The organism is Saccharopolyspora griseoalba, assembly GCF_042665275.1.
Taxonomy (GTDB): domain Bacteria; phylum Actinomycetota; class Actinomycetes; order Mycobacteriales; family Pseudonocardiaceae; genus Saccharopolyspora; species Saccharopolyspora griseoalba.
This window is the reverse complement of the sequence record NZ_JBHTCJ010000001.1, coordinates 839959-865874: the sequence shown is the minus strand read 5'-3', so window position 1 is coordinate 865874 and position 25916 is coordinate 839959. Positions and strand designations below refer to the sequence as shown.

29 protein-coding genes are annotated in these 25916 nt (G+C 72.8%); 12 read left to right on the top strand and 17 right to left on the bottom strand.

Going from position 1 to position 25916, the window contains the following annotated elements; genetic code table 11:
- Nucleotides 1-33: 33 nt before the first annotated feature.
- Nucleotides 34-465 (bottom strand): helix-turn-helix domain-containing protein, encoded by a 432-nt coding sequence (locus ACFQRI_RS04045; RefSeq protein ID WP_380664497.1) that lies wholly within the window; start codon nucleotides 463-465, stop codon nucleotides 34-36.
- Nucleotides 466-620: 155 nt separating this feature from the next.
- Between ACFQRI_RS04045 and ACFQRI_RS04040 the strand changes: the two genes are divergently transcribed.
- On the top strand, nucleotides 621-1400 hold the full coding sequence (locus ACFQRI_RS04040; RefSeq protein ID WP_380664495.1) for an alpha/beta fold hydrolase: 780 nt from the start codon (nucleotides 621-623) through the stop codon (nucleotides 1398-1400).
- Nucleotides 1401-1432: 32 nt separating this feature from the next.
- Here ACFQRI_RS04040 and ACFQRI_RS04035 read toward each other — a convergent pair whose 3' ends face one another.
- Both ACFQRI_RS04035 and ACFQRI_RS04030 read right to left on the bottom strand, forming a co-directional pair.
- Nucleotides 1433-2281 (bottom strand): alpha/beta hydrolase fold domain-containing protein, encoded by an 849-nt coding sequence (locus ACFQRI_RS04035; protein ID WP_380664493.1) that lies wholly within the window; start codon nucleotides 2279-2281, stop codon nucleotides 1433-1435.
- Nucleotides 2278-2856, bottom strand: coding sequence for a quercetin 2,3-dioxygenase (locus tag ACFQRI_RS04030; RefSeq protein WP_380664492.1), 579 nt, complete (start codon nucleotides 2854-2856; stop codon nucleotides 2278-2280). The genes ACFQRI_RS04035 and ACFQRI_RS04030 overlap by 4 nt, the downstream gene beginning before the upstream one ends.
- A gap of 118 nt (nucleotides 2857-2974) precedes the next feature.
- Here ACFQRI_RS04030 and ACFQRI_RS04025 point away from each other — a divergent pair, with 118 nt between their 5' ends.
- Together ACFQRI_RS04025 and ACFQRI_RS04020 are read left to right on the top strand one after the other, a co-directional pair.
- Complete coding sequence (locus tag ACFQRI_RS04025; protein WP_380664489.1) at nucleotides 2975-3412, top strand: MarR family winged helix-turn-helix transcriptional regulator; 438 nt, start codon at nucleotides 2975-2977, stop codon at nucleotides 3410-3412.
- 130 nt (nucleotides 3413-3542) lie between these two features.
- Nucleotides 3543-3950 carry a VOC family protein gene (locus ACFQRI_RS04020; RefSeq protein WP_380664487.1) on the top strand — a complete coding sequence of 136 codons (408 nt, stop codon included), beginning with the start codon at nucleotides 3543-3545 and terminating at the stop codon, nucleotides 3948-3950.
- A 139-nt stretch (nucleotides 3951-4089) separates the two neighbouring features.
- Here ACFQRI_RS04020 and ACFQRI_RS04015 read toward each other — a convergent pair whose 3' ends face one another.
- Both ACFQRI_RS04015 and ACFQRI_RS04010 read right to left on the bottom strand, forming a co-directional pair.
- Nucleotides 4090-4446, bottom strand: a complete 357-nt coding sequence (locus ACFQRI_RS04015; RefSeq protein WP_380664485.1) for a hypothetical protein — start codon at nucleotides 4444-4446, stop codon at nucleotides 4090-4092.
- A 31-nt stretch (nucleotides 4447-4477) separates the two neighbouring features.
- The gene (locus ACFQRI_RS04010; RefSeq protein ID WP_380664483.1) at nucleotides 4478-4759 is read right to left on the bottom strand and encodes a TM2 domain-containing protein; all 282 of its coding nucleotides are present in this window, start codon (nucleotides 4757-4759) and stop codon (nucleotides 4478-4480) included.
- A gap of 493 nt (nucleotides 4760-5252) precedes the next feature.
- On the opposite strand from ACFQRI_RS04010, the gene ACFQRI_RS04005 reads away from it, so the two are divergent.
- Both ACFQRI_RS04005 and ACFQRI_RS04000 read left to right on the top strand, forming a co-directional pair.
- Complete coding sequence (locus tag ACFQRI_RS04005) at nucleotides 5253-5645, top strand: STAS domain-containing protein (protein WP_380664481.1); 393 nt, start codon at nucleotides 5253-5255, stop codon at nucleotides 5643-5645.
- 86 nt (nucleotides 5646-5731) lie between these two features.
- Nucleotides 5732-7354 carry an FAD-dependent oxidoreductase gene (locus ACFQRI_RS04000; RefSeq protein ID WP_380664479.1) on the top strand — a complete coding sequence of 541 codons (1623 nt, stop codon included), beginning with the start codon at nucleotides 5732-5734 and terminating at the stop codon, nucleotides 7352-7354.
- A 24-nt stretch (nucleotides 7355-7378) separates the two neighbouring features.
- Here the strand turns inward: ACFQRI_RS04000 and ACFQRI_RS03995 are convergent, their stop codons facing one another.
- Nucleotides 7379-7645: a helix-turn-helix transcriptional regulator gene (locus ACFQRI_RS03995; RefSeq protein ID WP_380664477.1), complete on the bottom strand. Its 267-nt coding sequence runs from the start codon at nucleotides 7643-7645 to the stop codon at nucleotides 7379-7381.
- 201 nt (nucleotides 7646-7846) lie between these two features.
- Here ACFQRI_RS03995 and map point away from each other — a divergent pair, with 201 nt between their 5' ends.
- Nucleotides 7847-8611 carry a type I methionyl aminopeptidase gene (gene map / locus ACFQRI_RS03990; protein WP_380664475.1) on the top strand — a complete coding sequence of 255 codons (765 nt, stop codon included), beginning with the start codon at nucleotides 7847-7849 and terminating at the stop codon, nucleotides 8609-8611.
- Between the two features lie 187 nt (nucleotides 8612-8798).
- Nucleotides 8799-9044, top strand: coding sequence for an HC3 family zinc finger protein (locus ACFQRI_RS03985; RefSeq protein ID WP_380664473.1), 246 nt, complete (start codon nucleotides 8799-8801; stop codon nucleotides 9042-9044).
- 21 nt (nucleotides 9045-9065) lie between these two features.
- Here ACFQRI_RS03985 and ACFQRI_RS03980 read toward each other — a convergent pair whose 3' ends face one another.
- Nucleotides 9066-9824: a dienelactone hydrolase family protein gene (locus ACFQRI_RS03980; RefSeq protein ID WP_380664471.1), complete on the bottom strand. Its 759-nt coding sequence runs from the start codon at nucleotides 9822-9824 to the stop codon at nucleotides 9066-9068.
- Between the two features lie 150 nt (nucleotides 9825-9974).
- Nucleotides 9975-10712, bottom strand: coding sequence for a siderophore-interacting protein (locus ACFQRI_RS03975; RefSeq protein WP_380664469.1), 738 nt, complete (start codon nucleotides 10710-10712; stop codon nucleotides 9975-9977).
- A gap of 103 nt (nucleotides 10713-10815) precedes the next feature.
- Here ACFQRI_RS03975 and ACFQRI_RS03970 point away from each other — a divergent pair, with 103 nt between their 5' ends.
- The 3 genes from ACFQRI_RS03970 (at nucleotide 10816) to ACFQRI_RS03960 (ending at nucleotide 14126) form a co-directional block, all read left to right on the top strand.
- The gene (locus ACFQRI_RS03970; RefSeq protein ID WP_380664468.1) at nucleotides 10816-11280 is read left to right on the top strand and encodes a MarR family winged helix-turn-helix transcriptional regulator; all 465 of its coding nucleotides are present in this window, start codon (nucleotides 10816-10818) and stop codon (nucleotides 11278-11280) included.
- Nucleotides 11281-11360: 80 nt separating this feature from the next.
- Nucleotides 11361-11846 (top strand): SRPBCC family protein, encoded by a 486-nt coding sequence (locus tag ACFQRI_RS03965; RefSeq protein WP_380664466.1) that lies wholly within the window; start codon nucleotides 11361-11363, stop codon nucleotides 11844-11846.
- A 234-nt stretch (nucleotides 11847-12080) separates the two neighbouring features.
- Nucleotides 12081-14126, top strand: a complete 2046-nt coding sequence (locus ACFQRI_RS03960) for a HelD family protein (protein ID WP_380664465.1) — start codon at nucleotides 12081-12083, stop codon at nucleotides 14124-14126.
- A 93-nt stretch (nucleotides 14127-14219) separates the two neighbouring features.
- On the opposite strand, the gene ACFQRI_RS03955 is transcribed toward ACFQRI_RS03960, so the two are convergent.
- The 3 genes from ACFQRI_RS03955 to ACFQRI_RS03945 are packed head-to-tail and all read right to left on the bottom strand — an operon-like array spanning nucleotide 14220 to nucleotide 17891.
- On the bottom strand, nucleotides 14220-14696 hold the full coding sequence (locus tag ACFQRI_RS03955; protein WP_380664464.1) for a (2Fe-2S)-binding protein: 477 nt from the start codon (nucleotides 14694-14696) through the stop codon (nucleotides 14220-14222).
- Entirely contained in the window at nucleotides 14689-15540 is an 852-nt protein-coding gene (locus ACFQRI_RS03950; protein WP_380664463.1) for an FAD binding domain-containing protein, read from the bottom strand. Before ACFQRI_RS03950 ends, ACFQRI_RS03955 begins: the two co-directional genes overlap by 8 nt.
- Nucleotides 15537-17891, bottom strand: coding sequence for a xanthine dehydrogenase family protein molybdopterin-binding subunit (locus ACFQRI_RS03945; RefSeq protein ID WP_380664462.1), 2355 nt, complete (start codon nucleotides 17889-17891; stop codon nucleotides 15537-15539). The genes ACFQRI_RS03950 and ACFQRI_RS03945 overlap by 4 nt, the downstream gene beginning before the upstream one ends.
- Before the next feature lie 186 nt (nucleotides 17892-18077).
- On the opposite strand from ACFQRI_RS03945, the gene ACFQRI_RS03940 reads away from it, so the two are divergent.
- Nucleotides 18078-19313, top strand: coding sequence for a cytochrome P450 (locus ACFQRI_RS03940; RefSeq protein ID WP_380664460.1), 1236 nt, complete (start codon nucleotides 18078-18080; stop codon nucleotides 19311-19313).
- On the opposite strand, the gene ACFQRI_RS03935 is transcribed toward ACFQRI_RS03940, so the two are convergent.
- Nucleotides 19279-19737: an acyl-CoA thioesterase gene (locus ACFQRI_RS03935; protein ID WP_380664458.1), complete on the bottom strand. Its 459-nt coding sequence runs from the start codon at nucleotides 19735-19737 to the stop codon at nucleotides 19279-19281. The genes ACFQRI_RS03940 and ACFQRI_RS03935 overlap by 35 nt on opposite strands.
- Before the next feature lie 167 nt (nucleotides 19738-19904).
- Here ACFQRI_RS03935 and ACFQRI_RS03930 point away from each other — a divergent pair, with 167 nt between their 5' ends.
- Nucleotides 19905-20354, top strand: a complete 450-nt coding sequence (locus tag ACFQRI_RS03930) for a CAP domain-containing protein (RefSeq protein WP_380664456.1) — start codon at nucleotides 19905-19907, stop codon at nucleotides 20352-20354.
- Between the two features lie 37 nt (nucleotides 20355-20391).
- On the opposite strand, the gene ACFQRI_RS03925 is transcribed toward ACFQRI_RS03930, so the two are convergent.
- From ACFQRI_RS03925 to ACFQRI_RS03905, 5 genes are all read right to left on the bottom strand, one after another.
- The gene (locus tag ACFQRI_RS03925; RefSeq protein WP_380664454.1) at nucleotides 20392-21288 is read right to left on the bottom strand and encodes a dioxygenase family protein; all 897 of its coding nucleotides are present in this window, start codon (nucleotides 21286-21288) and stop codon (nucleotides 20392-20394) included.
- The gene (locus ACFQRI_RS03920; protein WP_380664452.1) at nucleotides 21285-22355 is read right to left on the bottom strand and encodes a maleylacetate reductase; all 1071 of its coding nucleotides are present in this window, start codon (nucleotides 22353-22355) and stop codon (nucleotides 21285-21287) included. The genes ACFQRI_RS03925 and ACFQRI_RS03920 overlap by 4 nt, the downstream gene beginning before the upstream one ends.
- Nucleotides 22352-24160: an FAD-dependent oxidoreductase gene (locus ACFQRI_RS03915; protein ID WP_380664449.1), complete on the bottom strand. Its 1809-nt coding sequence runs from the start codon at nucleotides 24158-24160 to the stop codon at nucleotides 22352-22354. Before ACFQRI_RS03915 ends, ACFQRI_RS03920 begins: the two co-directional genes overlap by 4 nt.
- Before the next feature lie 128 nt (nucleotides 24161-24288).
- On the bottom strand, nucleotides 24289-24903 hold the full coding sequence (locus ACFQRI_RS03910) for a LysE family transporter (protein WP_380664446.1): 615 nt from the start codon (nucleotides 24901-24903) through the stop codon (nucleotides 24289-24291).
- A gap of 47 nt (nucleotides 24904-24950) precedes the next feature.
- Nucleotides 24951-25907 carry a helix-turn-helix domain-containing protein gene (locus ACFQRI_RS03905; RefSeq protein ID WP_380664444.1) on the bottom strand — a complete coding sequence of 319 codons (957 nt, stop codon included), beginning with the start codon at nucleotides 25905-25907 and terminating at the stop codon, nucleotides 24951-24953.
- Nucleotides 25908-25916 lie beyond the last annotated feature (9 nt).

Here is a 25916-nt window from a genome sequence, read left to right as displayed (position 1 = left end):
CCGGCGCGCTGCGGGTTCGCGCGGGCCCGGAGGTCAGTCGTCGGTGTCGGTGGCGAGGAGGTCGTTGTCGCCGTTGAGGACCGAGTCGAGCAAGCGCAGCACCTCGGCGGTCTCGGCCGGCTGCCCGAGGACGATCAGCTTGAGCCGCTTGCGCTCCTGGTCGTGGGCGCTCTGGATGCGGACGGACTGACCTGCGGTGACACCGGCGAGAACCAGCGTGCTCAGCCGGTCTGCGGCGGTCCGGTCGACCCCGTCGACCTGCACGATGCTGGAGACCTCCACCGAGGTCGTCGTGGCGGCGTGCTGCGCGCCGGTGAGCTGCTCCAGGTCGGCCCGCGAGATCCGGTACTGCTTGCCGATCCGGACCGCGTTGAGCCGGCCCGAGCGGATGTAGCTGCGCACGGTGCGCACGTGCAAGCCGAGCAGCGCGGCCACCTGCTCGACGGAGTACATATCGTCCTGCATCAGGGCTGATGGTACGGCATGAAGGGGAAAGAAACGGCATCAGCAGATCGGCTGCGGGAGTGGTTCCGCCGGAGTGGTGCCTGCTCGCTCCGGGCGCGCGTGCCGCCGGTTAAGGTCTGCTCGGTGGAGGCAACGGTGCTCGGGGAAGGGGATTGATGCGCGGGCATACCCAGGCGTCGGACGGGACGCCGCTGGCCTACCAGGTCGAGGGGAGCGGACCGCCCCTGGTGCTGCTGGCCGGTCAGGCCAACGACCACCACTGGTGGGACGAGGTGCGCTACGACTTCCGCAGCACGCACCGCACGATCACCGTCGACTACCGAGGCACCGGCGACAGCGGCAAACCCGACCAGCCCTACTCCACGCCGGGTTTCGCCGAGGACGTCATCGCCGTCCTGGACGCGCTCGAGATCGACGCCGCCGACGTCTACGGCACCTCCATGGGTGGTCGCGTCGCGCAGTGGGTCGCGATCAACCACCCCGAGCGGGTGCGCAAGCTGGTGCTGGGCTGCACCACGCCCGGCGGTGAGCACGCCGTCGAGCGCTCCGCCGAGGTGCGACGCTCGCTGGCCCAGCCCGATCCGCACGCCCTGGCCGGAGTGCTGCTCGACCTGATGTTCAGCCCCGACTGGCTCGCCGACCACGACGGGCCGCGCACCGTCCTGGGCGACCGGAGGATGCCCGCCTACGCGATGCGCAGGCACCTGGTCGCCAGCAACGAGCACGACGCCTGGGACGAGCTGCCGAAGATCCAGGTCGAAACCCTGGTCCTGCACGGCGAGGAGGATCGGCTCACCCCGGTCCGCAACGCCGAGCTGCTGGCCGAGCGGATCCCCGACGCCCGGCTGCACGTGTTCCCCGGAGCGCGGCACGCCTACTTCCACGAAGCTCGCGCCACGGCGAGCAAGCTCGTCACCTCCTTCCTCGGCGAATGACGGCGCGTGCCACCCGGTTGGCACGACGAGCGCTAGGAGGCCGTGCAGCGGCGCGCGAAATCGACCGCGCGCTCGAAGATCGGCTCACCGTCGACACCGCGCCACAGGTGACCGGCGTCGGCGACCAGATCCAGCTCGACCTCGGCACCTGCGGTCCGCAGCGCCACGGCCAGCAGCTCGCTCTGCGCGGCAGGCACGGCCTCGTCCGCCGTGCCGTGCGCGAGGTGGAAAGGCGGTGCCTGCGCGTGCGCCCGCAGCGCCGTGCTCGCCGCGCGCGCGAGCTCGGGCGCTTCGGCAGCCGGTGCGCCGAGCAGCTGGGCCTCGCGGGATGCGGGGTCGCCGCGCGATGCCATCCGATCCAGGTCGCTGGGGCCGTACCAGGCCACCACGCCCCGCAGGCCGCTCGAACCGCTCGGGCTCGCGGTCAGCCCCAGCAGCGCGGCGAGGTGGGCACCGGCCGACTCGCCCCACGCCACGATCCGATCCGCGTCGACCCCCAGATCGGCGGCGCGGGTGCGGATCCAGTGCAGGGCGGCGGTGACGTCCTCGAGCTGCGCGGGGAACACCGCCTCGGCGCTGAGCCGGTAGTCGACCGAGATCACCGCGAACCCGGCATCCACCAATCGGGCGAACGCTCCCGGCTCCCAGTCCGCCCAGGTCGGGCAGAACTGCGTTCGCGACCCCAGGCGCCAGCCACCGCCGTGCACGAAGAGCAGGACCGGCGCCGGCGCTCGGCAGCTGGGCAAGTGCACATCGGCCAGCAACGGCCGGAACCCGGGTCGGTCGGCGTACGGCACCGCGCGGATCAGTCGTCCCGACGCTTGCGCAACGGCGGCGGGCAGCGGCTCGGTGAGCGGGTCGGGCGTTCCCGGTGCGGTCATGGTCGGACTCCGTTGCCGCTGGGCGTGCGCCACTGGTGCTCGGGCAGGAACTGGACGTCGTACTGCTGCGGGACGGTGCGGAACTTGTCGCCGTCCGGGACCACGGGTTCGCGCGGCAGTCCCTGCTGCTCGGTCGGCGCCCCGAGCGTCTCGAAGAACCGCTCGAACGTGCCGCCGGGTCCGGCCGCGACCCCGACGATCCGGCTGTGGTGGCGCTCGATCCGGTAGGCGTGCGGGCAGTTCTTCGGCACGAAGCCGAAATCGCCGACCCCCAGCAGCTTCTCGTACTGCTCCCCGGCGGTGTCCTCGACGAACAGCCGGACGGCCCCGTCGATGACGTAGAAGACCTCGTGGGTGCCCGGGTGCGAGTGCGCCGGGATGATGTCTCCCTTCGGGCCCTCGCAGGTGAAGAAGTTGAAGGTGTTCTCGGTCTGCTCGCCGCCCGCGTAGATGGTGAACAGATCCCCGAACAGGTGTGCCCGGTCGCCCATTCCCTTCTCGACGAAGTAGGGCTTGCCGGGTTCGGGAGGGATGTGCGAGCGGGATCGGTGCGGCGTGGCGAACTCGGCGGTCAATGCGTCCTCCTGGCGAAGCGGCGACGAACGTCAAGGTACCTGACGTTCGCGAAGGTGCAAGCACCGGCCTCCGAGGTTCGTGCGATCGTGTGGGGCGTCGACGCCGAACAGGGGAGTCATGGAAGAGCTCACGCCCAACGTGCCGCAGCTGCTCACCGGGGCCAAGCGCTGGTTCGACGACGCGCTGCTCAACAGCATGCAGCTGGCCGGCGAGCAGTCCGTGACGGTCGCGCAGGCGGCCGTGTTCGGCGCGCTCGACGAGGACGGCACGTCGGTCTCGGAGCTCGCCCGGCGGATCGGCACCACCCGCCAATCGGCGCACCAGGCGGTGCACGGGCTGATCGGCATGGGGCTGCTGGAGCAGGTCGCCGATCCGGACTCGGCGCGCAGCCGCCTGGTGCGGGCCACCGCCGAAGGCGCCCGGGTGCACGCCCGGGCGCTGCGCACCATCGCGCGCATCGAGGCCGAGCTGGCCGAGCGGATCGGCCCCGAGGTCGTCGACGCGCTGCGCCGAGCGCTGCGCGCCCAGTGGGGCGAACCGCCGCTGATCCGCTGATCGCCGGGCGCGCGCCGGGTCCGAGGCGCGTTCGGGGCTTTCGAAGCCGCGTCCGCGCGTGCACGATGGGTGTCCGCACCGGTGCGCCTCGGCGCCCGGGTGAGGTCTGCCGGGTCCCAGGAGGCGAATCATGGCCGATTTTCCCGCGATCGCCCACGTGGCGGTCACCGTGTCCGATCTCGAGCGGAGCACGCGCTGGTACCGGGCGCTGTTCGGCGCCGACCCGGTGCTCGACGAGGACGAGCGAGCGGGGGGCTTCCACCACACGGTCTTCGCCCTCGACGGCGGTCAGCTGTTCGGACTGCACACCCACCCGGGAGGGGTCAAGGGCGGCGCCTTCGACGAGCACCGCATCGGGCTCGATCACGTGGCCTTCGCCTGTCGCGACCGGGCCGAGCTGGAGTCCTGGGTCCGGCGCCTCGACGACCTCGACATCCAGCACGGCGGCATCGTCGACGCCCACTACGGCTCGGGCGTGTCGTTCCGGGACCCGGACAACATCGCTCTCGAGTTCTTCGCCCCGCCGCAAAGCGCCTAGTGGGAGTCCTGCGCGCCAGGCGACGTTGAGATCAACGCCTGCGAAACCCCGCAGATCGACGGCGCGCGCGAGCGCCGACGCCCCCACGCGCCAGGCGCGGGTGGGGTGTCGCAGCCCGTGAGCCACCGGCGCGCGTTGCTCACGCGGGCTCGTCCTTGCGGTGTTCGTAGGTGGCCAGCTCGGCAGCGTGCTGCCGCAAGGCCTGCTCGTGCTCGCGCTGCTGGCGAGCGGTCGTGATCTCCGCGGTCAGGGAGATGGCGAACCACGGGATCAGCCACAGCCCGGCTGTGAGGACCGTCAACGCCAGGTGGAGCAGATGGTTCGGGCGCCGGCTGTCGGGCTTGTCCGGTCGGATCGGAACCCTGCCGTGCGGCTGCACCGCGGCGGCCTTCTCCACCGCCTCCGCCCTGCGGGTTGGTCGGTTGACGTGGACGATGCCCACCACGAGCCCGGCGAGGGACAAGGCGAGGATCGCGAACGCGAGGAAGTCGTACATGGCGCCTCTCCTGACTCGGACGTGAGGCTCGTCAGGTGGGGTCCTGCCGAGCGAGCTCGCGGATCAAGTCGGTGTCCCACGTGGTCACGTACTGGTGCGCCAGGAACGCATCGACGAGGACCCACGCGGCCGAGACCGGCAATCCGGTGATCGATGAGGTGAGGATCAGCTGAGCGGTACCGGTCCCTCGCTGGCCCAGGTAGAACCGGTGGACGCCGAGCAGGCCGAACGCTGCGACCACGACGTAGGCGCTGGCGGGGGAACGCGCTCGGGTCTGGTGCTGCATCAGTTGACGGTGCTCAGCGGTGATCATGGTGGGCTCCCTGGCCGTGCGGACGGTGGGTCTCAGCGTGGCGCTGTGGTGGCGGCCGGGGGAGTGCCGAAAGGCCTGGTGCGGAGCTCGGCAACCGGCTCGGCTCGGTGCGAGCTCGGGCGGCTGCGACATCTGCGCGGTCGTCGAACCCTCCCGGTCGTCGAGGGCGGCTCGATCCCCGCTCTTGCGCCTGCGGAACGTCCGGTGGTGAACGGTGCTGCCCGGCACGGCTGCGCGGTCGGCCGCCGCGCTCGCCACGACCGTCCACTGTGATCACTCGGCTACCGGCCTGGACGGCCAGATCGTTCGATTCGGCCGGTTGAGCAGCGATTCGGCGCGATCGTGCGGCGTTCGGTAGCGTGGTTGACGCCTTCGGTGGAACTCCGGCCGTTCCGGCGACCGGACCGGCCGATCGCGTCCGGCCGCGCAGCCGGACGGAAGAGCTCGCGGCTGCTCGCCGCGGCGAACCCGACTCTCGGCGTGGGTGGTTGCAGTGGCCGACCCGGACAGCTCGAACGCGCTCGGGCCCACGGCGCGCGAGGGCCGGTTGCGGTTGCGGGTGCGCAGGCCGGGCGGGGGAGTCGTGGTCGTCCAGGCCAGCGGTTCGCTCGACGCCGAGGGCGAGCGCTTCCTCACCGAGCCGATGCGGCAACGTCTCGCCGGTACCGCTTCCAAGGTCGTCCTGGACCTCTCCGGGGTGAGCTTCGCGGACTCGGCGGGCGTTCGGGTGCTGCTGGAAGCCGCCAACCGGGCCGAGTGCAAGGGCAAGGAGTTCGTGCTGGTCTCCTGTCCGCCGGTGGATCGGCTGCTGCGGCTGCTCGGGCTGACCGAGCGGTTCGTCCGCGCGTCCTCGGCCGAGGCCGCGGCTGCGGCGAACGAGTCCTGACCGCCGACGGCCGTTTTGCCGAACCGGCAAGAATCTTTGCCGAAATTCGCCATCCTCGGGCACCTTGGACTTCGGAGGTGGTGAAGATGACGAATTCGAAGCTGACCTGCTATGACGTGGTCGTCGTAGGAGGTGGTGCGGCCGGGTTGAACGCCGCGCTGCTGCTCGCGCGAGCCCGGCGCAGCGTCCTGGTGGTCGACAGCGGTGAGCCGCGGAACGGCCCCGCCGCGCACGTGCACGGCTTCCTCTCCCGGGACGGCGTCGCACCGGCGGAGCTGCTCGCCGAGGGGCGGCGGGAGGTCGCCGGGTACGGCGGGGAGATCGTCGCGGCCGAGGTGCTCGCGGCCGAGCGCGATGGCGAGGGCTTCCGGGTCGAGCTCGACGACGGGAGTCGGATCCGGGCCCGGCGGGTGCTGCTGGCGACCGGGGTGGTCGACGAGCTGCCGGACGTCCCAGGGCTGCGGCAGCGGTGGGGGAACGACGTGCTGCACTGCCCCTACTGCCACGGCTGGGAGGTGCGCGACGAGCCGATCGCGGTGCTGGCGACCGGGCCGATGAGCCTGCACCAGGCGCTGCTGCTGCGGCAGTGGACCGACCGGGTCGTGCTGCTGCTCGACGGGATGCCGCGCCCGGCCGGGGCGGACGCGGCGAAGCTCGCTGCGCGGGGCGTGGAGGTGCTAGCCCAGCCGGTGGAGGGGCTGGACGTCGCCGACGACCGGCTTCGCGGTGTGCGGTTGAGCGGCGGTCGGCTGGTCGAGGCGACCGCCGTGGCGGTCGCGCCTCGATCGGTTGCCCGCCCCGAGCCGGCCGCCGCCCTGGGCCTGGAGCTCGTCGAGCACCCCAGCGGTGCGGGCGCGCACATCCCGTCGGAGGCAGGCGGGCGCACGTCGGTGCCCGGAGTGTGGGTGGCGGGCAACGCCACCGACCTCAAGGCGACGGTGGTCGTGGCCGCGGCAGCCGGCGCCGAGGCGGGTGCGCAGATCAACGCCGACCTGGTCGCCGAGGAGACCGAGCGCGCGGTGCGCGAGCCGTTCTCACCCGCCGCCGAGAACCGGACCTGCGAGATCGCCGCGGGCGACGCGCGGCACGGATTGGGAGGTGCGGTGGACGCCGAGCGCTGGGACGGCTTCTACCGGGAGCGCGAGCAGGTCTTCAGCGGTGACGTCAACGGCGCGCTCGTCGACGAGGTCGCGGGCATGGTGCCGGGGCAGGTGCTCGACCTGGGGTGCGGTGAGGGCGCGGACGCGTTGTGGCTGGCCCGGCAGGGCTGGCAGGTGACCGCGCTGGACGTCGCGCAGGTCGCGCTGGAGCGCGGCAGGAAGGCGGTCGCCGAGCAGGCGCCGGAGCTGGCCGAGCGGATCGCCTGGGTGCGCGCGGATCTGGCCGAGTGCGCTCCTCCCGAAGGCGCCTTCGACCTGGTCAGCGCGCAGTACCTGCCGCTGCGGCGGGAACGGGGCGAGGCCCAGCTGCGTGCCGTGCTGGCGGCCGTCGCCGCGGGCGGCGTCCTGCTGTTCGTCGGTCACGACACCAGGGACATGCCGGAGGGCCACGGCTTCAACACCGGTGACTACTACCTGGCCGACGACGTGCGGGAACTGCTCGACGAGGACTGGAAGATCGAGGTCGACGAGGTCCGGGCGCGCCCGCGCGCCCCGGAGGGAGCCCCGCACGTGCGCGACGTGGTCCTGCGGGCGCGGCGGATCGGCTAGGGCGCTCGCGGGAGCGACGATCGCTCAGGAGGCGGTGCGCAGGGCCGGGGGCACGCGCCAGGCCTCGGCGACCTCGTGCACCGAGATCTCCAGGGCGTCGCACAGGCCCACCACGGTGCCGAAGGCGGGCGTGGGCAGCCGTCCGGTCTCGATCTTGCGCAGCGTTTCCGCGGAGATCCCCGCCGAGCGGGCGATCTCGGTCAGGTCCCGGCCGGCGCGCGCCTCGCGCAGCAACTTGCCGACGCGCGCGCCGGCTTCCAGCTGTTCCCTGGTGAGCGGATTGCGGACCACGGCCGCAGCGTACTGTGGTATTTCTATACCGGCAAGCTGCTACGGTGTTCGCGAGGTGTTCCGGTCGCGCGGCGCTGCGGCCGTCCTCGCCGGACGAGGTCTGGAAAGCCCCGGAGGCGCGGGCGTCCCCGCACCTGGAGGGGTGCGCCGGATTCCGGAACGACCCCGAATTCCTGCAGTCGCGTCCACCGGAGTGCTGTCGTGATCGAGTTGAAGTCGCCCGTCGAGATCGAGCGGATGCGGGTCGCGGGCGGGTTCGTCCACCAGATGCTGTCCGAGGTGGCCGAGCTGGCCGCGGTGGGCATCAACCTCATGGACCTGGAGTTCCACGTGCGCAGGCGCATCGAGGAGCGCGGGGCGACTTCCTGCTACTGGGACTACGCGCCGTCGTTCGGCGAGGGTCCGTTCCGCAACGTGATCTGCCTGTCGGTCAACGACGCCGTGCTGCACGGCCTGCCGCACGACTACGCGCTGCGCGACGGCGACGTGCTCACCGCCGATCTCGCGGTGGGCATCGACGGGTGGGTCGCCGACTCCGCGCGCACCGTCATCGTCGGCGAGGGCGACGAGCAGGACCGCCGGCTCGTCCGGTGCACCGAGGAGGCCCTGGAGGCGGCGATCGAGGCCGCCCGGGCGGGCAACCGGCTCGGCGACGTCTCGAACGCCATCGAGGAGGTCGCCACCGATTACGGCTACCCGATCAACACCCAGTTCGGCGGGCACGGCCTCGGCCGCACCATGCACGAGGACCCGCACGTGTCCAACCGCGGTCGCGCCGGGCGGGGCCTCAAGCTGCGGCCCGGGCTGACGATCGCGATCGAGCCGTGGCTTGCCCGCACCACCGACGAGGTCTACACCGACCCCGACGGGTGGACGATCCGATCCGCGGACGGCTCGAACACAGCTCACTCCGAGCACACGATCGCCATCACCGAGGACGGGCCGCAGGTGCTCACACGCCCGTGATCATTACCCGGAGTGTTGGTCTCGCCTGGTCTCTGCGGTGCGCGGGGTGATCGACTACTCCGAACGGGTTGTTCGAGTGAGCTCGAAACTCGGGTAGCGTTCCGAAGCGTGTTGGGGAGGAACGTCGGCCGCGCGGCCGGCTTCGCGCCGTGGCCCGCGCGTCGCGGGTGGGCCGAGCGGTGATGTGATGTTCCGCCCTCATCCGTTCAGCTGGGTGCCCGCCGGTGGGCAGCGGCACGCCACCACCGATGCCAAGCCGAAGTCCGGCTACCACGGCGTTCGGGTGCGGACGCTGTGCGACCTGCGCATCTTCGTCGAGGATTCGGACATCGCCTGGCTGTGGCCGACCTGCCCGGCGTGCAACGAGGGCGCGCACGAGCTCGCCGAGGTGCCCATGATCGACGCCGCGCCGGGTCGGCTCGAGCTCGAGTGACGGCCCGGTGCGGGGCCCGGATCAGCGCAGGTTGCGCTCGAACAGCTCCAGCAGGTTGGTCCAGTGCCGTTCGGCGCCTCGTTCGTCGTAGGAGGCGGTGTCCGCCTGGGTGTAGCCGTGGGCCGCGCCCTCGTAGACCTCGGCGCGGAAGGTCACGCCGGCGTCGGTCAGCGCGGTGTTGAGCCGCTCGATCTGCTCGGACGGCAGCGCGTGGTCGTTGTCGGCGTGCCCGAAGTACAGCTCCGCGGTGATCCGGTCGGCGACCAGGTGCGGGCTGTCACGCTCCTCGGTGGCCAGGTTGCCGCCGTGGAAACCGCCCATCGCCGCGACCCGGCCCGGGTGAGCGCCCGCGGTGCGCAGCGCCACCACCGCGCCCATGCAGTAGCCGGTCACGCCGACCGGGCCGTCGGCGACCTCCGGGCTGTCGGCCAGCCACCGCAGGTACGCGCCGGCGTCGCGCATCGCCAGCTCGGGGGTGAGCTCCTGCATCACGGGACCGATGCTCTGGAAGATCTCCGGGCGCGCGTGCGGGTCGATGAACTCCGGCAGGTCGAACACCGGGGCGCGGCCCGCGCGGTAGAAGAGGTTGGGCACCAGCACCGCGTAGCCCGCGGCGGCGAGCCGATCGGCCATCTGGTGCAGGTGCGGGCGCAGGCCGAAGGCGTCCATGTAGAGCAGCACGCCGGGGTGCGGTCCTGCGGTCTCCGGCGTGGACAGGTAGGCGTCGGCGACGCCGTCGGGCGTTGTGATGTCCACCGATGTTCCGCGCGCAGCGGTCATTGGGGCTCTCCCTCCTCGAGAGTTCGCGCAGGTTCACCTGATCTCTACACTTCGGCGAGCGGGGCCGGGCGGTCGGGCGCCGACCGCTGAGAGCCGGGTGGGCTGCGGGGTGTTCGCCGCTCCGCTCGGTCGCGCGGCCACTTCGGACGGTCACGCGTCGGCTGGCGGGTTCCCCGCGGAACCGAGCTTCCAGTAGCCGCGCACCGACATCCGCTCCGGCGGCAGGCCGCGGTCGTGCCGCAGATGTCTGCGCAGCGCCGCCATCGCACCGGCCTCCCCGGCGCCGAAGGCGAACGCGTCGGAGGCCAGCGGCATCCCGGACACCGTGGTGACCACGGAGTCCGCGTGGGCCTCCGGCAGCCAGGTGATCCGGGCGTTGCGCCCGCCGCCCAGCGCGCGCGGTTCGCCCGCGGCGAGCACCACCACGCGCACGGTCGTGCTCAGCGGGAGCTCCTCCAGGAACCGCTCGGTGGCCGGCAGCGCGGTCTCGTCGGCCACCAGCAGGTACTCCGAGCAGTCGGCGGGGAAGATCTGCGAGCCGCGGGGACCGAGCACCCCGAGCTTGGCGCCCGGGGCCGCGGCGGCGGCCCAGCGGCCTGCGGCGCCGTGCTCGTGCACCACCAGGTCGAGGGTCAGCTCGCGCGCCTCGGCGTCGAAGCGGCGGATCGTGTAGTCGCGGAGCCCGGTGGGCTTGTCACCCGGTTCGGGCAGCGGCACCTGGCCCGTGGTGGGATCCGGGATCGCGAGCTTCACGTGGTCGGTGGCGGCGCGCTGCGGAAACGGGAAGTCCGGTTCGAGGTCGTCGCCGGTGAGCACGACGCGCCGCATGGTGGTCGAGAGCTCCTCGACCCGCACCACGTGCAGCTCGCGGCGGCGGGGTTCGTACATGGCTCGCTCGATGAGCGATGATCTCGTCGGGTCATCCGAAGTTGGTTTTGACACAAAATGATAGTGTCACGGGTGTGCGGGCTGGGCAAGGAGGCTCGAAGTGATGGTGGACGCGACCGACGAGACGGGCGAGTCGCTGATGCGGCTGCTGCCGCCGTTGCGGCGGGCGATCGTGCAGGCGGTGCGCGCCGCCGAGGGATTGCCGAACCTGCCCGAAGCGCAAGTCCTGATGCTGCGCACGCTCGAGACGGCGGGTCCGGTCACGCCGGGCCAGCTCGCCGACGAGCTGCACCTGGCTCGCCCCACGGTGAGCAACCTGGTGCGCGAGCTGGTCGGCAACGGGCTGCTCGACCGCAAGCCCTCGGAGCAGGACGGTCGTTCGGTCCGGCTGGAGCTCACCGACCGCGCCCGCGGCCTGCTGGAGGCGTTCAACCGAGGGCGCCACCAGGTGCTGACCGAGGCGTTGCGCTCGCTCCCGGACGGCGACCGGGCGAACATCGCCGCGGCGGTGCCCTCGCTGGGCCTGCTGCGAAAGCAGCTGCAGCGCATGGGCGCCGACGACGAATAGCCATCACCTGCGTGCCCGGTTTCCTCTCGGGCGCTGGTTGGGTAGGAACGGGTTCGGTGCCGTCGAGGAGAGGACCAGCCGTGCCCGTGACCCGCGTGGACGAGGACCCCGAGGAACTGACCCTGGCCCTGACCGCCGAGTACCCCGCCCCGGTGGCGCGGGTGTGGCGCGTGTGGTCCGATCCCCGCCTGCTCGAATCCTGGTGGGGGTCGGCGCAGCGCCCGGTGACCTTCGACCGGTACGAGTTCACCGCCGGCGGTGAGTGCCGGTATCACCTGACCTGGCCCGACGGCGCGGTCGACCGCGGCTGGTGGCGGATCTGCGCCATCGACGAACCGCGCAGGCTGGAGTTCGAGGACGGGCCCGCCGATGCCGACGGCAACCCCGACATCGCTGTCGACGCCACCCACACCAAGGTCACCTTCGAATCCGACGGTGAGCTGACCCGCATGGCTCTGCTGAGCACCTTCGCCTCGGTGGAGCAGCAGGAGCAGCACGTCGCGATGGGCGTGGTCGAAGGCGTCACCGCTTCGCTCGACCGGATCGACGCGCTGCTCGGGACCTGAGCCGCCGCCCGAGGCGAACGACCCGCGCTTCCCGGTCGGGTCCCGCGCCCGGGCGGGCAGGCGCGGATCGATCAGCTCCGCGAGCCGGAGCGTCGTCCCGCGAAATCGCTGCAGCTGCGAGAGCGCCCGCGCGCGACGTGGTGACCAGGTCCGGCCGGAAGGGCAAGACTGGAATTCGGCGGATCACTCGGGCACTCTGGTCGGACTGGGCGACTTGAAGTGGGGATTTCGGCTTTGACCAGTGGTGAGCTCGAATTCGAGCAGGAGTACGTCGCGTCCTTGTACGCCTACGTCGATCAGCTGCGCGCTCGGGCGGCAGCCCGCGTGGCCGCCGGCGGGGACCCCGACGTGCTGTCGGTGTGGCGGTGCGAGCTGGCGCGGTTGGGCTCCGTGGAGGAGGGGTTGTGCTTCGGCAGGTTGGACATGGACGACGGGCGGCGGATCTACATCGGTCGGATCGGTCTGTTCCGGGAGGCCGATGACGCGGAGCTGCTGGTCGACTGGCGCGCCCCGGTGGCGCGCGCCTTCTACACCGCTACCACCGCCGACCCGCAGGGAGTGCGCAGGCGCCGCCGGATCAGCACGCGCGGGCGGTCGGTGATCGCGCTGGACGACGAGCTGCTCGACTCCGACGGCGCCGAGGAGCACCTGGTCGGGGAGGCGGCGCTGCTGGCCGCGGTCACCGCCAACCGCACCGGGCGGATGCACGAGATCGTCACCACGCTGCAGGCCGAGCAGGACGCGATCATCCGCTCCGACGAGCGCGGCGCGCTGGTCGTGCAGGGCGGTCCGGGCACCGGCAAGACCGCGGTCGCGCTGCACCGGGTGGCCTACCTGCTCTACACCCACGAGCACCTGCGCAACCGCGGTGTGCTGGTGATCGGGCCGAGCGACATCTTCCTGGACTACATCGGGCAGGTGCTGCCCGGGCTGGGGGAGAACCGGGTGGTGTCGGCGACCGTGCCGGAGCTGCACCCGAATGCGCCGATCACCCGAATCGACCCGCCGGAGGTCGCCGAGCGCAAGGGCTCCGCGGAGATGGCGGCGATCCTGGCCGCTGCCGTGCGCGACCGGGTCCGGATTCCCGAGGAACCGGTGGGGGTCCCCTTCGAGGGGCAGGTGCTGGTGCTCGACCCGGCCGACTGGGAGCAGGCCGTCGGCAAGGCGCGCGCCGCCGGTGTGCCGCACAACCAGGCCCGGCTGGTCTTCCAGCACGAGGTCGTCGGCGCGCTGACCGACCGGTTGGCCGAGCGGATGGAGGCGGTGGCCTACGACGAGTCGGGCAACGCGCTCGACGGGGGAAGCGCCGACGGCAGCCTGGGCGCCGCCGACCTGCGCGCGCTGGAGTCCGCGGGCATCGTCGTGGATCCGGAGGCGGGCGAGGGCGCGCGCGAGCTGCTCGACGAGGACGACAAGTCCGCGCTGCGCTCGGCGCTGCTGGCCGATGCCGGGGTGCGCGACGAACTGGACCTCTGGTGGCCCGAGCTCACCGCCGAGGAGGTCGTGGGCGAGCTGGTCGACTGCGATCCGGGCGATTGGAGCGCGGCCGACGTCGCGCTGCTGGACGAGGCGGCCGCGCTGCTGGGCTCCGGCGAGCAGGTCACCTACGGCCACGTGGTCGTCGACGAGGCGCAGGAGCTCTCCGAGATGGCCTGGCGGATGCTGATGCGCCGCTGCCCGTCGCGGTCGATGACCATCGTCGGCGACCTCGCCCAGACCGGCAATCCCGCGGGCGCGCGGTCCTGGGACCGCGTGCTGGGCGCGCACCTCGCCGACCGCTGGCGGCTCGCCGAGCTCACCGTCAACTACCGCACCCCGAGCGAGGTCATGGCGGCCACCACCGACCTGCTGGCCGCGGCCGGGCCGGGCTGGCGCCCACCGGAATCGGTGCGCTCCACCGGCAACCAGCCGTGGCGCAGGACAGTCGACGAGCGGTCTCTGGGGGAGGCGGTCCAGCGCGCGGTGGGCGAGCGGGGCGAGGGCAAGGCAGCGGTGATCGCCCCCGCCGACCGCAGCGCGGAACTGGCGCGCCTGCTGGGCGTTTCGGCGCGGCCGGAGCTGACCGCCGACGTCGTGGTGCTCACCGCGCGGCAGGCCAAGGGCCTGGAGTTCGACGAGGTCGTCATCGCCGACCCGGGTGCGATCATGGGTTCCGGGGCGTTCGGGGCCAACGACCTCTACGTCGCCATGACCCGTGCGACCCAGCGGCTGGGCCTGGTGTGCGTGCAGGAGGTCCCCGCGGAGCTCGCGCGCGTGCGCGAGCTCCGAGCGCAGTCCTGAGTCGGCGGCTCCGGTAGTGGGATCGCGCTGCGCACCTGGACCAGCGGGCGCCGCTTAGCCGAACAGCACCGGAACCGCCCCCGGGCAGCAGGCTCAGCGTCCCCAGGCCTGCTCGACGGCTTCGACGATGTGCTGGTATCCGGTGCAGCGGCACAGGTTCCCGGCGAGCAGTTCCCGGATCGACTCCTCGTCGGGGTGGTCGGCCGGGTCGGCCGCCGAGAGCGTGACGACGAAGCCCGGGGTGCAGAACCCGCACTGCAGCCCGTGTCGGTCCTTGAACGCCCGCTGCAGCGGGCTCAGCCCGGACTCCGGGGTCAGCCCCTCGATCGTGGTGATCTCGGCGCCGTCGGCCTGCACGGCCAGCGTGATGCACGAGCGGGCGGGTTCGCCGTCGACGAGCACGGTGCACGCGCCGCAGATGCCCTGCTCGCAACCGGCGTGGGTGCTGGTGAGCCCCAGGTCGTCGCGCAGGAAGTCCACCAGCAGCCGGCGCACCGGGACGCGGCGCCGGACGGTGCCGCCGTTGACGGTCAGCTCGATCTCGCGGTGCTCGGCCGGGGTCTCAGTCATCGGCGATCTGCTCCAGGGCTTGCCGGGTGGCGGCGCGCAGCGCGGCGCGGCGGGTTCCCGCGTCGGCGTGCACGTCCTCCGGTGGGTCGATGGAATCGGCCGCGGCGTCCGCGGTCTCGGCGATGGCCGCGGTGTCCGGAGCCCGCCCGGTGAGCACCCGTTCGGCCGCGGGCAGCCGTTGGACCGCGCCGGAGACGCCCAGCCCGGCGAGCCTGGCGCGGGAGACCGCGCCGTCGGTGAGCTCGACGACCACCGCGGCTCCGGCGATGGCGAAATCGCCCGAGCGCCGAGCGATCTCGGCGACCGCGCTCCGCGCACCCGAACGGATGGGCCAGCGGGTCTCGGTGATGACCTCGTCCTCGGCCAGGCAGGTCTGGTATGGGGCGAGGAACAGCTCCGCGGCCGGGATGGCGCGCGTCCCACCGGGTCCGCGCGCCACGATCTCGGCGTCGAGCGCCAGCGAGGCCGCGCACAGCTCGGCGGCCGGGTCGGCGTGCGCCAGCGAACCGCCGATGGTGCCGCGCGAGCGGATCTGGTGGTGCCCGACGTGCGCGAGCGCTCGCCCGATCAGCGGGCAGGTCCGCGCGACGAGCTCGGAGGTCTCGGCCGCGCGCTGCCGCACGCCGGCGCCGAGCACCAGGACCTCGCCGTCGCGGCGGATCTCGGTCAGCTCGGGGAGCCTGCCGAGGTCGACCAGCGTTCCCGGGCGGGCGAGGCGGAAGTTCATCATCGGCAGCAGGCTCTGCCCACCGGCCAGCGGCTTGGCGTCCTCGTCCGCGGCGAGCAGCCCCACGGCCTCGTCGAGATTGCCCGGACGGACGTAGTGGAAGGGCGGCGGTTTCACGACCGGGCCTCCTCGATCAGACCGCGCACCACCGAGGGCGTCAGCGGAACGGCGGTGACGTCCACGGGTGCCAGCGGGGCGAGCGCTCGCTCGACGGCGCCGGCGATCGCCGCGGGCGGTCCGATGATGCCCGCCTCGCCGGCGCCCTTGACCCCGAAGGGCGTCTCCGGAGCGGGCGAGCAGAACTCCTCGGTGTCGATCGGCGGGATCTCGCGCGCGGTCGGCAGCAGGTACTCCATGAAGGTGGTCGCCAGCGGTTGGCCCTCGGCGTGCGGGAGGTGCTCGTAGACCGCGGACCCGATGCCCTGGGCGACACCGCCGTGGATCTGCCCCGCCACGGTCAGCGGGTTGATCACCCGCCCGCAGTCGTGCACCGCCGCGTAGCGCAGCACGCGCACCTGACCGGTCTCGGCGTCGACCCGCACCACCGCGGCGTGGCTGGAGTTGGTGTAGTTCGCCGCGGCGTTCATCTTGCCGTCCGGCCGCGGCGCGTGGTCCATGCCCGGCGGTTCGTAGCTGGTGCGCGCGTCCAGACCGGGCGGCATGCCCGGCGGCAGTTCGAAGGTGCGGGTCAGGGCCGTCTTGGCCACCCGCTCCCAGGGGACCTCGCTGCCCGGGCTCCCGCGCACCCGGAAGGCGCCCTCGGCGAGCTCGACGTCCTCCGGGGCGGCCTCCAGCAGGTGGGCGGCGATCTCGGTTCCCTTGCCGCGCAGCGCCTCCGCGGCGCGGGCGACCGCGCCGCCGGCCACGATCGCGCTGCGGCTGGCCCACGACCCCAGGCCGAACGGGGCGGTGTCGGTATCACCCATGACCACCCGCACCCGGTCTAGCGGCAGCGCGAGCTCCTCGGCCACCATGGTCGCCACCATGGTGCGCGAGCCCTGGCCCATCGCCGAGATGCCCACGCCGACGGTCACCCCGCCGTCGGCGTCGAAGCGGACGTCGGCGGAGTCCTGCCCGCTCCAGCTGCCGGTGATGGAGAACGCGCTCGCGGCCACGCCCTCGATGTAGGTCGCGCAACCGACGCCGAGCAGCGCGCCGGGATCGCGCTCGCGCTCCTCCTCGAGCATCCGCTCGCCGATCTCGACGGCGCGGTCGAAGGCCGCGCGATGGCTGCCCGAGTCCACCCGGGCGCCCGATGCGGTCTCGTAGGGCAGGTCCTCGGGGTCCAGGAGCATGCGCCGCCGCAGCTCGACCCGGTCGAGATCCATCTCGCGGGCGATCTTGTCCACCAGCCGCTCGATGGCGAAGGTGGCCTCGGGAGCGCCGAAACCGCGGTAGCCGCCCAGCGGCGTCTTGTTGGTGACCGCGGCCTGCACCCGCACGCACTGGTGCGGGATCCGGTACGGCCCGCACAGCGAGCCGACCGCCACCAGGCTCGGGCCGAACCCGGCCGGGAACATCTCGCCCGATCCGAGGTCGCTGAGCACCCGCCCGCGCAGCGCGGCGATCGTGCCGTCGGCGCGCACCGCGGCGTCCAGGTCGACCCGGACGTCCCGGGCGTGGCCCGCGGCGGTCAGGTGCTCGCGGCGGTCCTCGATCCAGCGCACCGGGCGGCCCAACCGCATCGCCAGCCACGGGACCACGTACTCCTCGGGGTAGATCTCGTTCTTCTGCCCGAAGCCCCCGCCGACGTCCGGGGTGATCACCCGGATCTCGCGCTCGGGCAGCCCCAGGACCTGCGAGAGCATCGTGCGCACCACGAAGGCGGCCTGGGTGGAGGTCCACACGGTCAGCCGTTCGTCGCGGTACTCGGCGACCACCCCGCGCGGTTCCAGCGGTGCCGCCGAGCAGCGGTTGGTGGTGTAGCTCCCGCTGATCGTGCGGTGGGTCTCGAAGGCCGCGTCGACCTCGGGGTTCTCCGGGGCGATGTGCAGCAGCAGGTTGTCGTCCCAGTCCGGGTACAGCCGCGGCGCGTCCGGGGCCAGGGCGTCGTCGGCGGTGTCGACGGTGGGCAGCGGGTCCAGGTCGACGTCGACGAGCTCGGCGGCGTCCTCGGCCAGGTAGCGGTCCTCGGCGACCACCACCGCGAGCGGACAGCCCGCGTAGCGCACGCGGTCGCGGGCCAGCGGGACGTGCCGCACCGCCCGCACCCACGGCATCGCGTCCGGGACCGGGGACATGCCCGCCTCGGCTCCGGAGAACACCGCGCGCACCCCGGGCGAGGAGCGGGCCGCTTCGGAGTCCACGCCGCGGATGAGCGCGTGCGGTACCTCGCTGCGCACGAAGGCGGCCTCGACCATGCCCGGAAGTACCAGGTCGGCGACGAAGCGACCGCGTCCGGCCAGCAGCCGGTCGTCCTCCAGCCGCGGAGCCGCGACCCCGAACAACGACGATCCACCCGGTGCCATCGGACCTCCCCCGCGGTTCCCCGCGTAGCCTGCGGCAGCTCGGGTCCGCGCGCAATCCACCGGAAGGATCATGCGGTCGGGGGTGCGATTCCGGCGCGGGAACCGCTCCAATGGTCGAGCGCGCCGCCGAACGCGGCGGTCCGTCCTAAGATCGTTCCGGTCTCCGGACAGCTAGGGGGTTCTCCGATGGACGTGCGCGACGCCGGGCTCGCGGTGGGCGATCCCACCGCCTACGCGGAGGAGGAGCGGCTGCACGAGGCGCTGGCGGTGCTGCGCCGCGACGACCCGGTGCGCTGGGTCGACCCGATGCCCGACTTCTTCCCGTTCTGGGCGATCACCCGGCACGCCGACGTGCTCGAGATCGAGCGCCAGCACGAGCTGTTCATCAACAACCCGCGCCCGCTGCTGGTCAACGCCGAGCACGACCGGCGGATCGCCGAGCAGGGGCACATGCTCAACACGCTCATCCACGTCGACGACCCGGAGCACAAGCGCCTGCGCCCGGTGGTCGCCGATTGGTTCCGGCCCCGCGCGATGCGCCAGATGGAGGTCGAGATCGAGCGGTTGGCCAAGCGCTACGTGGACCACCTGGCCGATCTCGGCGGCGAGTGCGACTTCGCCCAGGACATCGCGGCGGGCTACCCGCTCTACGTGATCCTGTCGCTGCTGGGCCTGCCCGAGTCGGACTTCCCGCGGATCCGGCAGCTGACCCAGGAGCTCTTCGGCGGCGACGACGACGAGCTGCAGCGCGGGCAGACCAACGAGGAGCTCATGCAGGTGGTCCTCGACTTCTTCGAGTACTTCAACCGGATCACCGCCGACCGCCGGGACAACCCCACCGAGGACCTCGCCTCGACCATCGCCAACGCGCGGATCGACGGCGAGCACCTGTCGGACATGGACGCCATCTCGCTGTACGTGATCATCGCGACCGCGGGGCACGACACCACCAGCTCCACCATCGCCGGGGGGATGCAGGCGCTCATCGAGCACCCGGACCAGCTGGAGCGGCTGCGACGTGATCCGGACCTGGTGCAGCCCGCCGCCGAGGAGATGATCCGGTGGGTCACACCGGTCAAGGAGTTCATGCGCACCGCCACCGCCGACTACGAACTGCGCGGCCGGACGATCGAGGAGGGCCAGGCCGTGCTGCTGTCGTACCCCTCGGCAAACCGGGACGCGGAGGTCTTCGACGACCCGTTCCGCTTCGACGTGGGCCGCGAGCCGAACAAGCACCTGTCGTTCGGCTTCGGCGCGCACTACTGCCTGGGCGCCGCGCTCGCCAGGATGGAAACCCGAGCCTTCTTCGCGGAACTGGTGCCGCGGCTGCGATCCGTGGAGCTGGCCGGTGTGCCGCAGCGGGTGCGCACCACCTTCGTCGGCGGGCTCAAGCACCTGCCGATCCGCTACCGGATGCGCTGATGCCGAGGACCTCGGGGCGGCTGGCCAGCTCCCGGAGGTGCCCCGCGGGATCGGCCAGCAGGCGGCGGGACTCCAGGTCGAGCAGCCCGCAGATGGTGCGCACCTGCGCGGCCAGCGCTCCGTCGCGCCGCCGCCGCAGGTCGTGCTCGACGCGGCAGGTCTTGCCGGAGCCCCACTCGAACCGGCAGGTCACGTCCACTTCGTCGCCGGCGAGCAGCTCGTCCTGGTAGCGGATGGTCGTCTCCAGGTTCACCGGCCCCACCCCGTCGGCGAGCATCCGCTCCACGTCGACGCCGGCGGCGCGGAAGCACTCGTAGCGGGCGTGGTCGGTGTACTGCAGGTAGGCGGGGCCGGTGACGTGGCGCTGCTGGTCGACCTCGTAGATGCGCACCTGGATGCGGATCTGGAACGGTGCGGCGTCCATCGGCGCCCCCGATGCGGTGTGGCGGCTGGTGCTGGCAGCCTAGCAACCGCCGACGTCGCGCGATCGGCTCGCCGCGCAGGTCGCCGAGTCCCGAGATGGTGTGAAAACGCCGCGCGCAGCGGAATTCGATCACTCGCCGCGAGCGCGACCGGAGTAGCTTGCCGCGCATGAATCACATCGCGCTTCGCAGCGCAGTCGTCTCCGCGATCGTGCTCGGCTCGACGTTCGTCCCGGTTGGGGCGCAAGCGAAATCGGTGGAGGGCTCGGTGCTGTCCTTGGTCAACGTCACGCGCGCGGACGCCGGGTGCGAGCCGTTGCGGCTGGACCACCGGCTCAACCGCGCCGCCTCCGCGCACAGCGCCGACATGTCCCGGCGCGGCTACTTCTCCCACACCACCCCCGAGGGCGTGACCTTCGGCGAGCGGATCCGCCGCGCCGGCTACCCGAAGCCCGGCGCGGAGAACATCGCCCGCGGGCAGACCAGCGCCCGCCAGGTGGTCGACGACTGGCTGGCCTCGTCGGGGCACCGCGAGAACATCGTCAACTGCGAGCTGCGCGCCGTGGGGATCGGGGTGAGCCCCGACGGCCAGTACTGGACCCAGGACTTCGGGTACTAGCGGGCCGCTGTCGAACTCGCCGGCCGAGTCCCGCTGCTCACTCCTCGGGCGGCAGCACGATGTCGAAGCGGGCGCGGGTCCAGCCCCGATCGCCGATCTCCCGGCCGCCGGGCACCGGCGCGTCGGCGGGCTGCTCGGCGAAGCGCTTGACCAGCGACTCCTTGACCCCGAATACCGCGTCGGAGGCCAGCAGCGGATCGCCCTCGACGAAGATGTGCGTGACCAGCGTGCGCTTGCCCGCGGAGCTGACCATGAAGTGCAGGTGCGAGGCGCGCATCGGGGAGCGCCCGGTGGCCTCCAGCAGCCTGCCGACCGGGCCGTCGTGCGGGATCGGGTAGGGCGTCGGGGTCAAGCCCCAGAAGCCGTACCAGCCCTGCTCGTCGGCGAACAGGTGGGCGCGGGCCGCGGTGCGGGAGTCGTCGTACTGCACGTCGTACAAGCCGTCCTCGTCGGCCTCCCACACCTCGATGCGCGCCCCCGGCAGCGGGTTTCCCGCGGTGTCGGCGACGGTGCCCTCGACCCAGCACGGCTTGCCGCGCGCTCCGCCGGTGATGTCGCCGCCGAGCTCCACCCGAGGTGCGCCCTCGACGAAGAACGGGCCGAACACGGTCGCCTCGGTCGCCTCGCCGCGCGCTTCGTTGTTCATCGCGATGGTCTGCATCGAGGCACCCAGGACGTCGGAGAGCAGGATGAACTCCTGGCGCCGTTCGTCGGTGATGTGCCCGGCCTCGGTGAGGAAGGCGATCGCGGCGTCCCACTCGCGCTGGGTCAGCCGCACCTCCCGGACGAACGAGTGCAGGTGCGAGGTCAGCGAGCGCAGCACGGTGCGCAACCGCTCGTCGGGCGTCCCGTCGAAGCTGGCGAGCACCCGGTCGACCAGGTCCTCCTCGGCGCGCCGCTGCATGTCGGCATCGGACGGTTCGGGTTCGGTCACCGGGCCGCCTCCGGTGGGGTTCCGGCCCACGCGGCGGTGAGCAGGGCGTGGACGCCGTCGACGTCGACCGGTCGCGGGTTGGACGGCGGGATCGCGGCCGCCGCGAGCTCCGCTGCTCCTCGCAGGTCGGACTCCGACAACCCGATGTCGCGCAGCGCCTTCGGGGCGCCGAGGCGGTCGCGCAGCCGCAGCAGGCCGGCCACCGCGTCGCGCGCGCCGAGCGCGCCGGCGATGCGCCCGGCGGCCTCCGGTGCGGCCGCGGCGTTGTGGGCCAGCACGTGCGGCAGCACGATCGCGTGCGTCTGGGCGTGCGGCAGGTCGTAGGTGCCGCCGAGCACGTGGCAGATCTTGTGGTGCATCGCCGAGCCGGCCGAGGCGAACGCCACCGCCGAGAGGTAGGCGCCGTAGAGCGCGCGCTCCCGGCCGTCGGCGGCGGTCGGGTCGGTGATCACCTGCGGCAGCCCGGTCGCCAGCGTGCGCATGCCCTCGGTGGCGAGCGCGGCGTTGATCGGGTCGGCGCGCGGTGCCCACAGCGAGTCCACGCAGTGCGCCAGGCCGTTGAGCCCGGAGGCCACCGACAGGTCGGCGGGCAGCGAGTAGGTCAGCTCGGCGTCGTAGATCACCGTCTCGGGCAGCACCCGGTCGTCGACCCCGGTGGTCTTGCGGGCTCCCTCGGTCAGGCCCCAGACGTTGGTGGCCTCCGAGCCCGCGTAGGTGGTGGGCACCGCGACGATCGGCAGCCCGCTGGTGAGCGCGACGGCCTTGGCCAACCCGGTCGTCGAACCGCCGCCGATGCTCACCAGCAGGTCGATGCCGCTGTCCTGCGCGGCCGCGCGGGCCTTCTCGGCGGTCGCCGCCGGAACGTGCATGACCACCTCGGAGTGGTGCAGCGCGACGTCGATGCGCGCGGTGACCCGGTCGGCCAGGTCGGCCTCCCCGATCTCGGCGATGACCATCACCGCCCGGGAACCGCGCCGCTCGACCTCGGCGGCCAGGTTCTCGGCGGCCTTGCCGGTGCCGAAGCGCACCCGCTGGGCGAGGGTGATGTGGTCGAACTCCAGGCTCACTCGACACCTCCGGTCTTGCGGCTGAGGATCCCGGTCAGCACGTCGGTCAGCGTCGCGACCGGATCGGTCGCCAGGCGGTCGGCCCGCCAGGCGACGTGCTTGTCCGGGCGGACGAGCACCGCACCATCCTCTTCGACCTCCCGGGCCCGCGCCCAGTCGAAGTAGAGATCGGTCACCGCGCGGCCCGGACCGATCACCACGGCCCCGATCGGCACGCCGAGACGCTCGCCGACCTCGCCGACCGCGTCCGCCCACGCCTGCCCGGAGATCCCGGTGAACAAGGTGAACCGGTCCGCGCGGGCCAAGTCGTGGGTGGACAGCCTGCGGGCCGAGTCGCCGACCCACACGTGCGGCAGCCGCGCGCCGGGCGCGGTGCTCGGCGCGTAGTACAGCTCGGGGTCGCGGTCGTCGACCGGGCGCGGCGAGCCGTCCGAGGCGATCGCGGTGGAGGTGTAGAACTGCCCCATCTCCACGCCGTGCGCGTTGAACTCGTAGTTCTTCAGCTCCATGGCGTGCCGCAGCGCTTCGCGCTTCTTCGCCCCTTCGGGGGTGGCGGCGCCGCGCTCGGCGATCTCGTCGCGCATCTGCTGCTCGGTGTCGTCCGGCGCGATGCCCAGCGCGTCGAAGAACTGGCCGAACTCGCGGGCCGACCGGTTGGCGCGGCGCACCACCTGCTCGGCCACCGGTGCGCGTTCGGCCGAGTAGGTCTCCAGCAGGTCGGGGCCCGCCCACCCGCGAAGGACCGCGGCGAGCTTCCAGGCGAGGTTGTAGGAGTCCTGGACGGAGGTGTTCGAGCCGAGCCCGTTCGAGGGCGGGTGCTTGTGCACCGCGTCGCCGGCGCAGAACACGCGGCCCGACTGCAGGTGGGTGGCCCACTGCTCGTTGTTGCCCCACAACGAGTACCCGGTGATCTCCACCTCCAGGTCCGGCACGCCCAGCAGGTTGCGCACGATCTGCTCGGCCGCGGCGTCGTCGAGGTCGGGCGGCTCGCCGTCGATGTCGTAGCCCCACACGATCAGCCATTCGTCCCAGGGCCGCACCATGCGGACCAGCCCCGTGCCGATCCCGCCGATGTTCGAACCCGGCTGGATCACCCAGTACAGCACCGACGGCCGGTGCGCGACGAGGTCGCTGATGTCGGCGTTGAAGGTGATGTTCATCGACCCGGCCACGTCCATCCGCCCCTCGTGGGGCAGCCCGATGTCGGCGGCCACCTTGGATCGCGCCCCGTCGGCGCCGATGAGGTAGCGGGCGCGGATGTCGTGCTCGTGCCCGGTGAGCCGGTCGCGCACCCGCGCGGTCACCCCCTCGGCGTCCTGGGTGTGCGAGAGGTACTCGGTGGAGAAGCGGGTGTGCGTGCCGCGCGCGGTGGCGTTGGCCACCAGGATCGGTTCGAGGTGGGTTTGCGGGATGTCGCAGTTCAACGACGGCGAGGCCAGCTCGTAGTCGCCGTGCCGGGCCGGGTGGGTGCCCCAGGTGCGGATGCGGCCGATCTCGTCGCCGGCGATGGAGGTGCAGAAGACCGTGTCGCCCATCTGGTGGTGCGGGGTGGCCTCGGCGAGCACCTGGTCCTCGATGCCCAGGTCGCGGAAGATCTCCATGGTGCGCTGGTTGGTGATGTGCGCCCGCGGGGTGTTGGCCGTCCAGCGGTACTTGGTCACCACGATGTTGTCCACGCCCAGCGTCGACAGGCTCAGCGCGGCCGCGGCCCCGGCGGGCCCCGAGCCGACGACGAGCACCTCGGTGTCCACCGCGCGCCCGGTGGGGATCTCGGTCTCGGCCGTTCCGTCCTCGAACTCCGCCATCTTCGGTCCTCCCGCACGCGCGCCGCCGCGCCCTCGCTGCCAGAGGCCCGACGGTGACACGCGCCGCCGCCCGCGGGAGCGCTCGGGCGGGAACGGTCAACGCCGCGTCGGGAACGGGCAAGTCGGCGTCAGCGCAGCGCCGTGTGCACCGCGAGCAGGACGATGATGGCGCTGGACGCGAATGCGGTGGCCAGCCGTCCGCGACGCCCGGTCAGCGCGCGGCCCAGCAGCGCTCCGGCTGTGGACAGCAGCAGCTGCCAGCTCGCCGAGGCGAGCGCGGCGGCGGTGACGAACAGCAGCCGTTGCGGGGTGGTGTCGACCAGATCTGCCTGGTTGCCGAGCACGATCGCGGCGAAGTAGACGACGGTGGTCGGGTTGATCGCGGTCATGGCCACCAGGCCCGCGTAGGCGCGCGCCGGGGTGAGCCGGACCGGCCGGTTCCCGTCCGCCGCGCCCGCGCGCACCGCGGTGATGCTGATCCGCGCGGCGAGCAGCACCAGCACCGCGGCCGAGACCCAGCGCAGCGGAGCGGCCATCGGTTCGACCAGCGGGACCAGCGCACCGCCGCCGAGCACCGCCAGCAGCGCGTACCCGCCGTCCACAGTGGCCACGCCCAGCGCTGCGGCGGTGCCCACCCGCCGGGGCGCGCGGGCCGACAGCGCGACCAGGTAAGCGCCGACCGCTCCGACGGGGATCGCGATGCCGTAGCCGGCCAGCAGCCCCGCCAGCGCCGCTGCGATCACGAGCCGTTCCTCATGCGGGCGACCCTAGCGGGCTCCGGCCGGTGACCTCACCCGGATTTCCCGGCGCGGGAGCGGGTCTGCGCCGGGGTGACCTCGTAGTGGCGCTTGTAGGTGCGGGTGAAGTGCGACGGGGAGACGAAGCCGCAGTCGCGGGCGATCTCGGCGATCGAGCAGCCGGCGGCGTCCGGGGAGGTGAGCATCTCCTGGGCCAGCCGCAGGCGGCGGTCCAGGACGTAGCGCGCCACGCTCAGGCCCTCCTGGCTGAACACCCGGCACAGCTGCCGCTCGCTGATGCCGATGCGCTCGGCGATGCGGCTGGCGCGCAGATCGGGATCGCGCAGGTGGGACTCGATGATCGCCTGCGCCGTGGCCAGGTGGTCGCCGCCGGCTCGGCCGCTGCGCAGCGCGGCCAGCAGGTCGAGCGCCTGCCGCTCGGTGCGCCGCGCATCGCCCGGGGCTTCCAGCGAGGTGCGCACCAGGCGGGTCAGGGTGCGCAGCGCGTCCGCGGCGGGCCCGTCGGAGAGGTCGAAGAACTCGGCCCCGCGCGGTGCGCCGCTTCCCGCGGGCTCCTCGAGCGCGGCGTGCGGGATCTTGAGCACGAACTCCCGCAGCCCCTGCGAGAAGCCGCGGGCGAAGGGCTGGTCGGCATCGCAGAGCACCGCCTCGCCGGGACGCAGCACCCGCGTCGCCCGGGTGCTGTAGAAGAACGCCTCACCGGCGAGCGCGATGTAGAGCACCGCCGAACCCGTCGGGTGCTCGTCGATCTCCCGCGCGGTCCGGTCGACCAGGTGCGGGCTCCCGCTGACCTGGGCGAGGTGCAGGTTCGGCAGGTTCAGGTTGAGCTCGGTGGCCACCAGCGGCTCGTCGTCGAGGGTCTTGCAGGACAGCCCGACCAGGGCGTGCGCGTTGTGCCGCTCCCACAGCGCCAGCCGCTCGGCGGCGGGCAACCCCGCGGTCGAGAAGCGGGCCCGCCGGACGCCCTCGGCCGCGGTCACCTGAGCCATGGTCGCCCC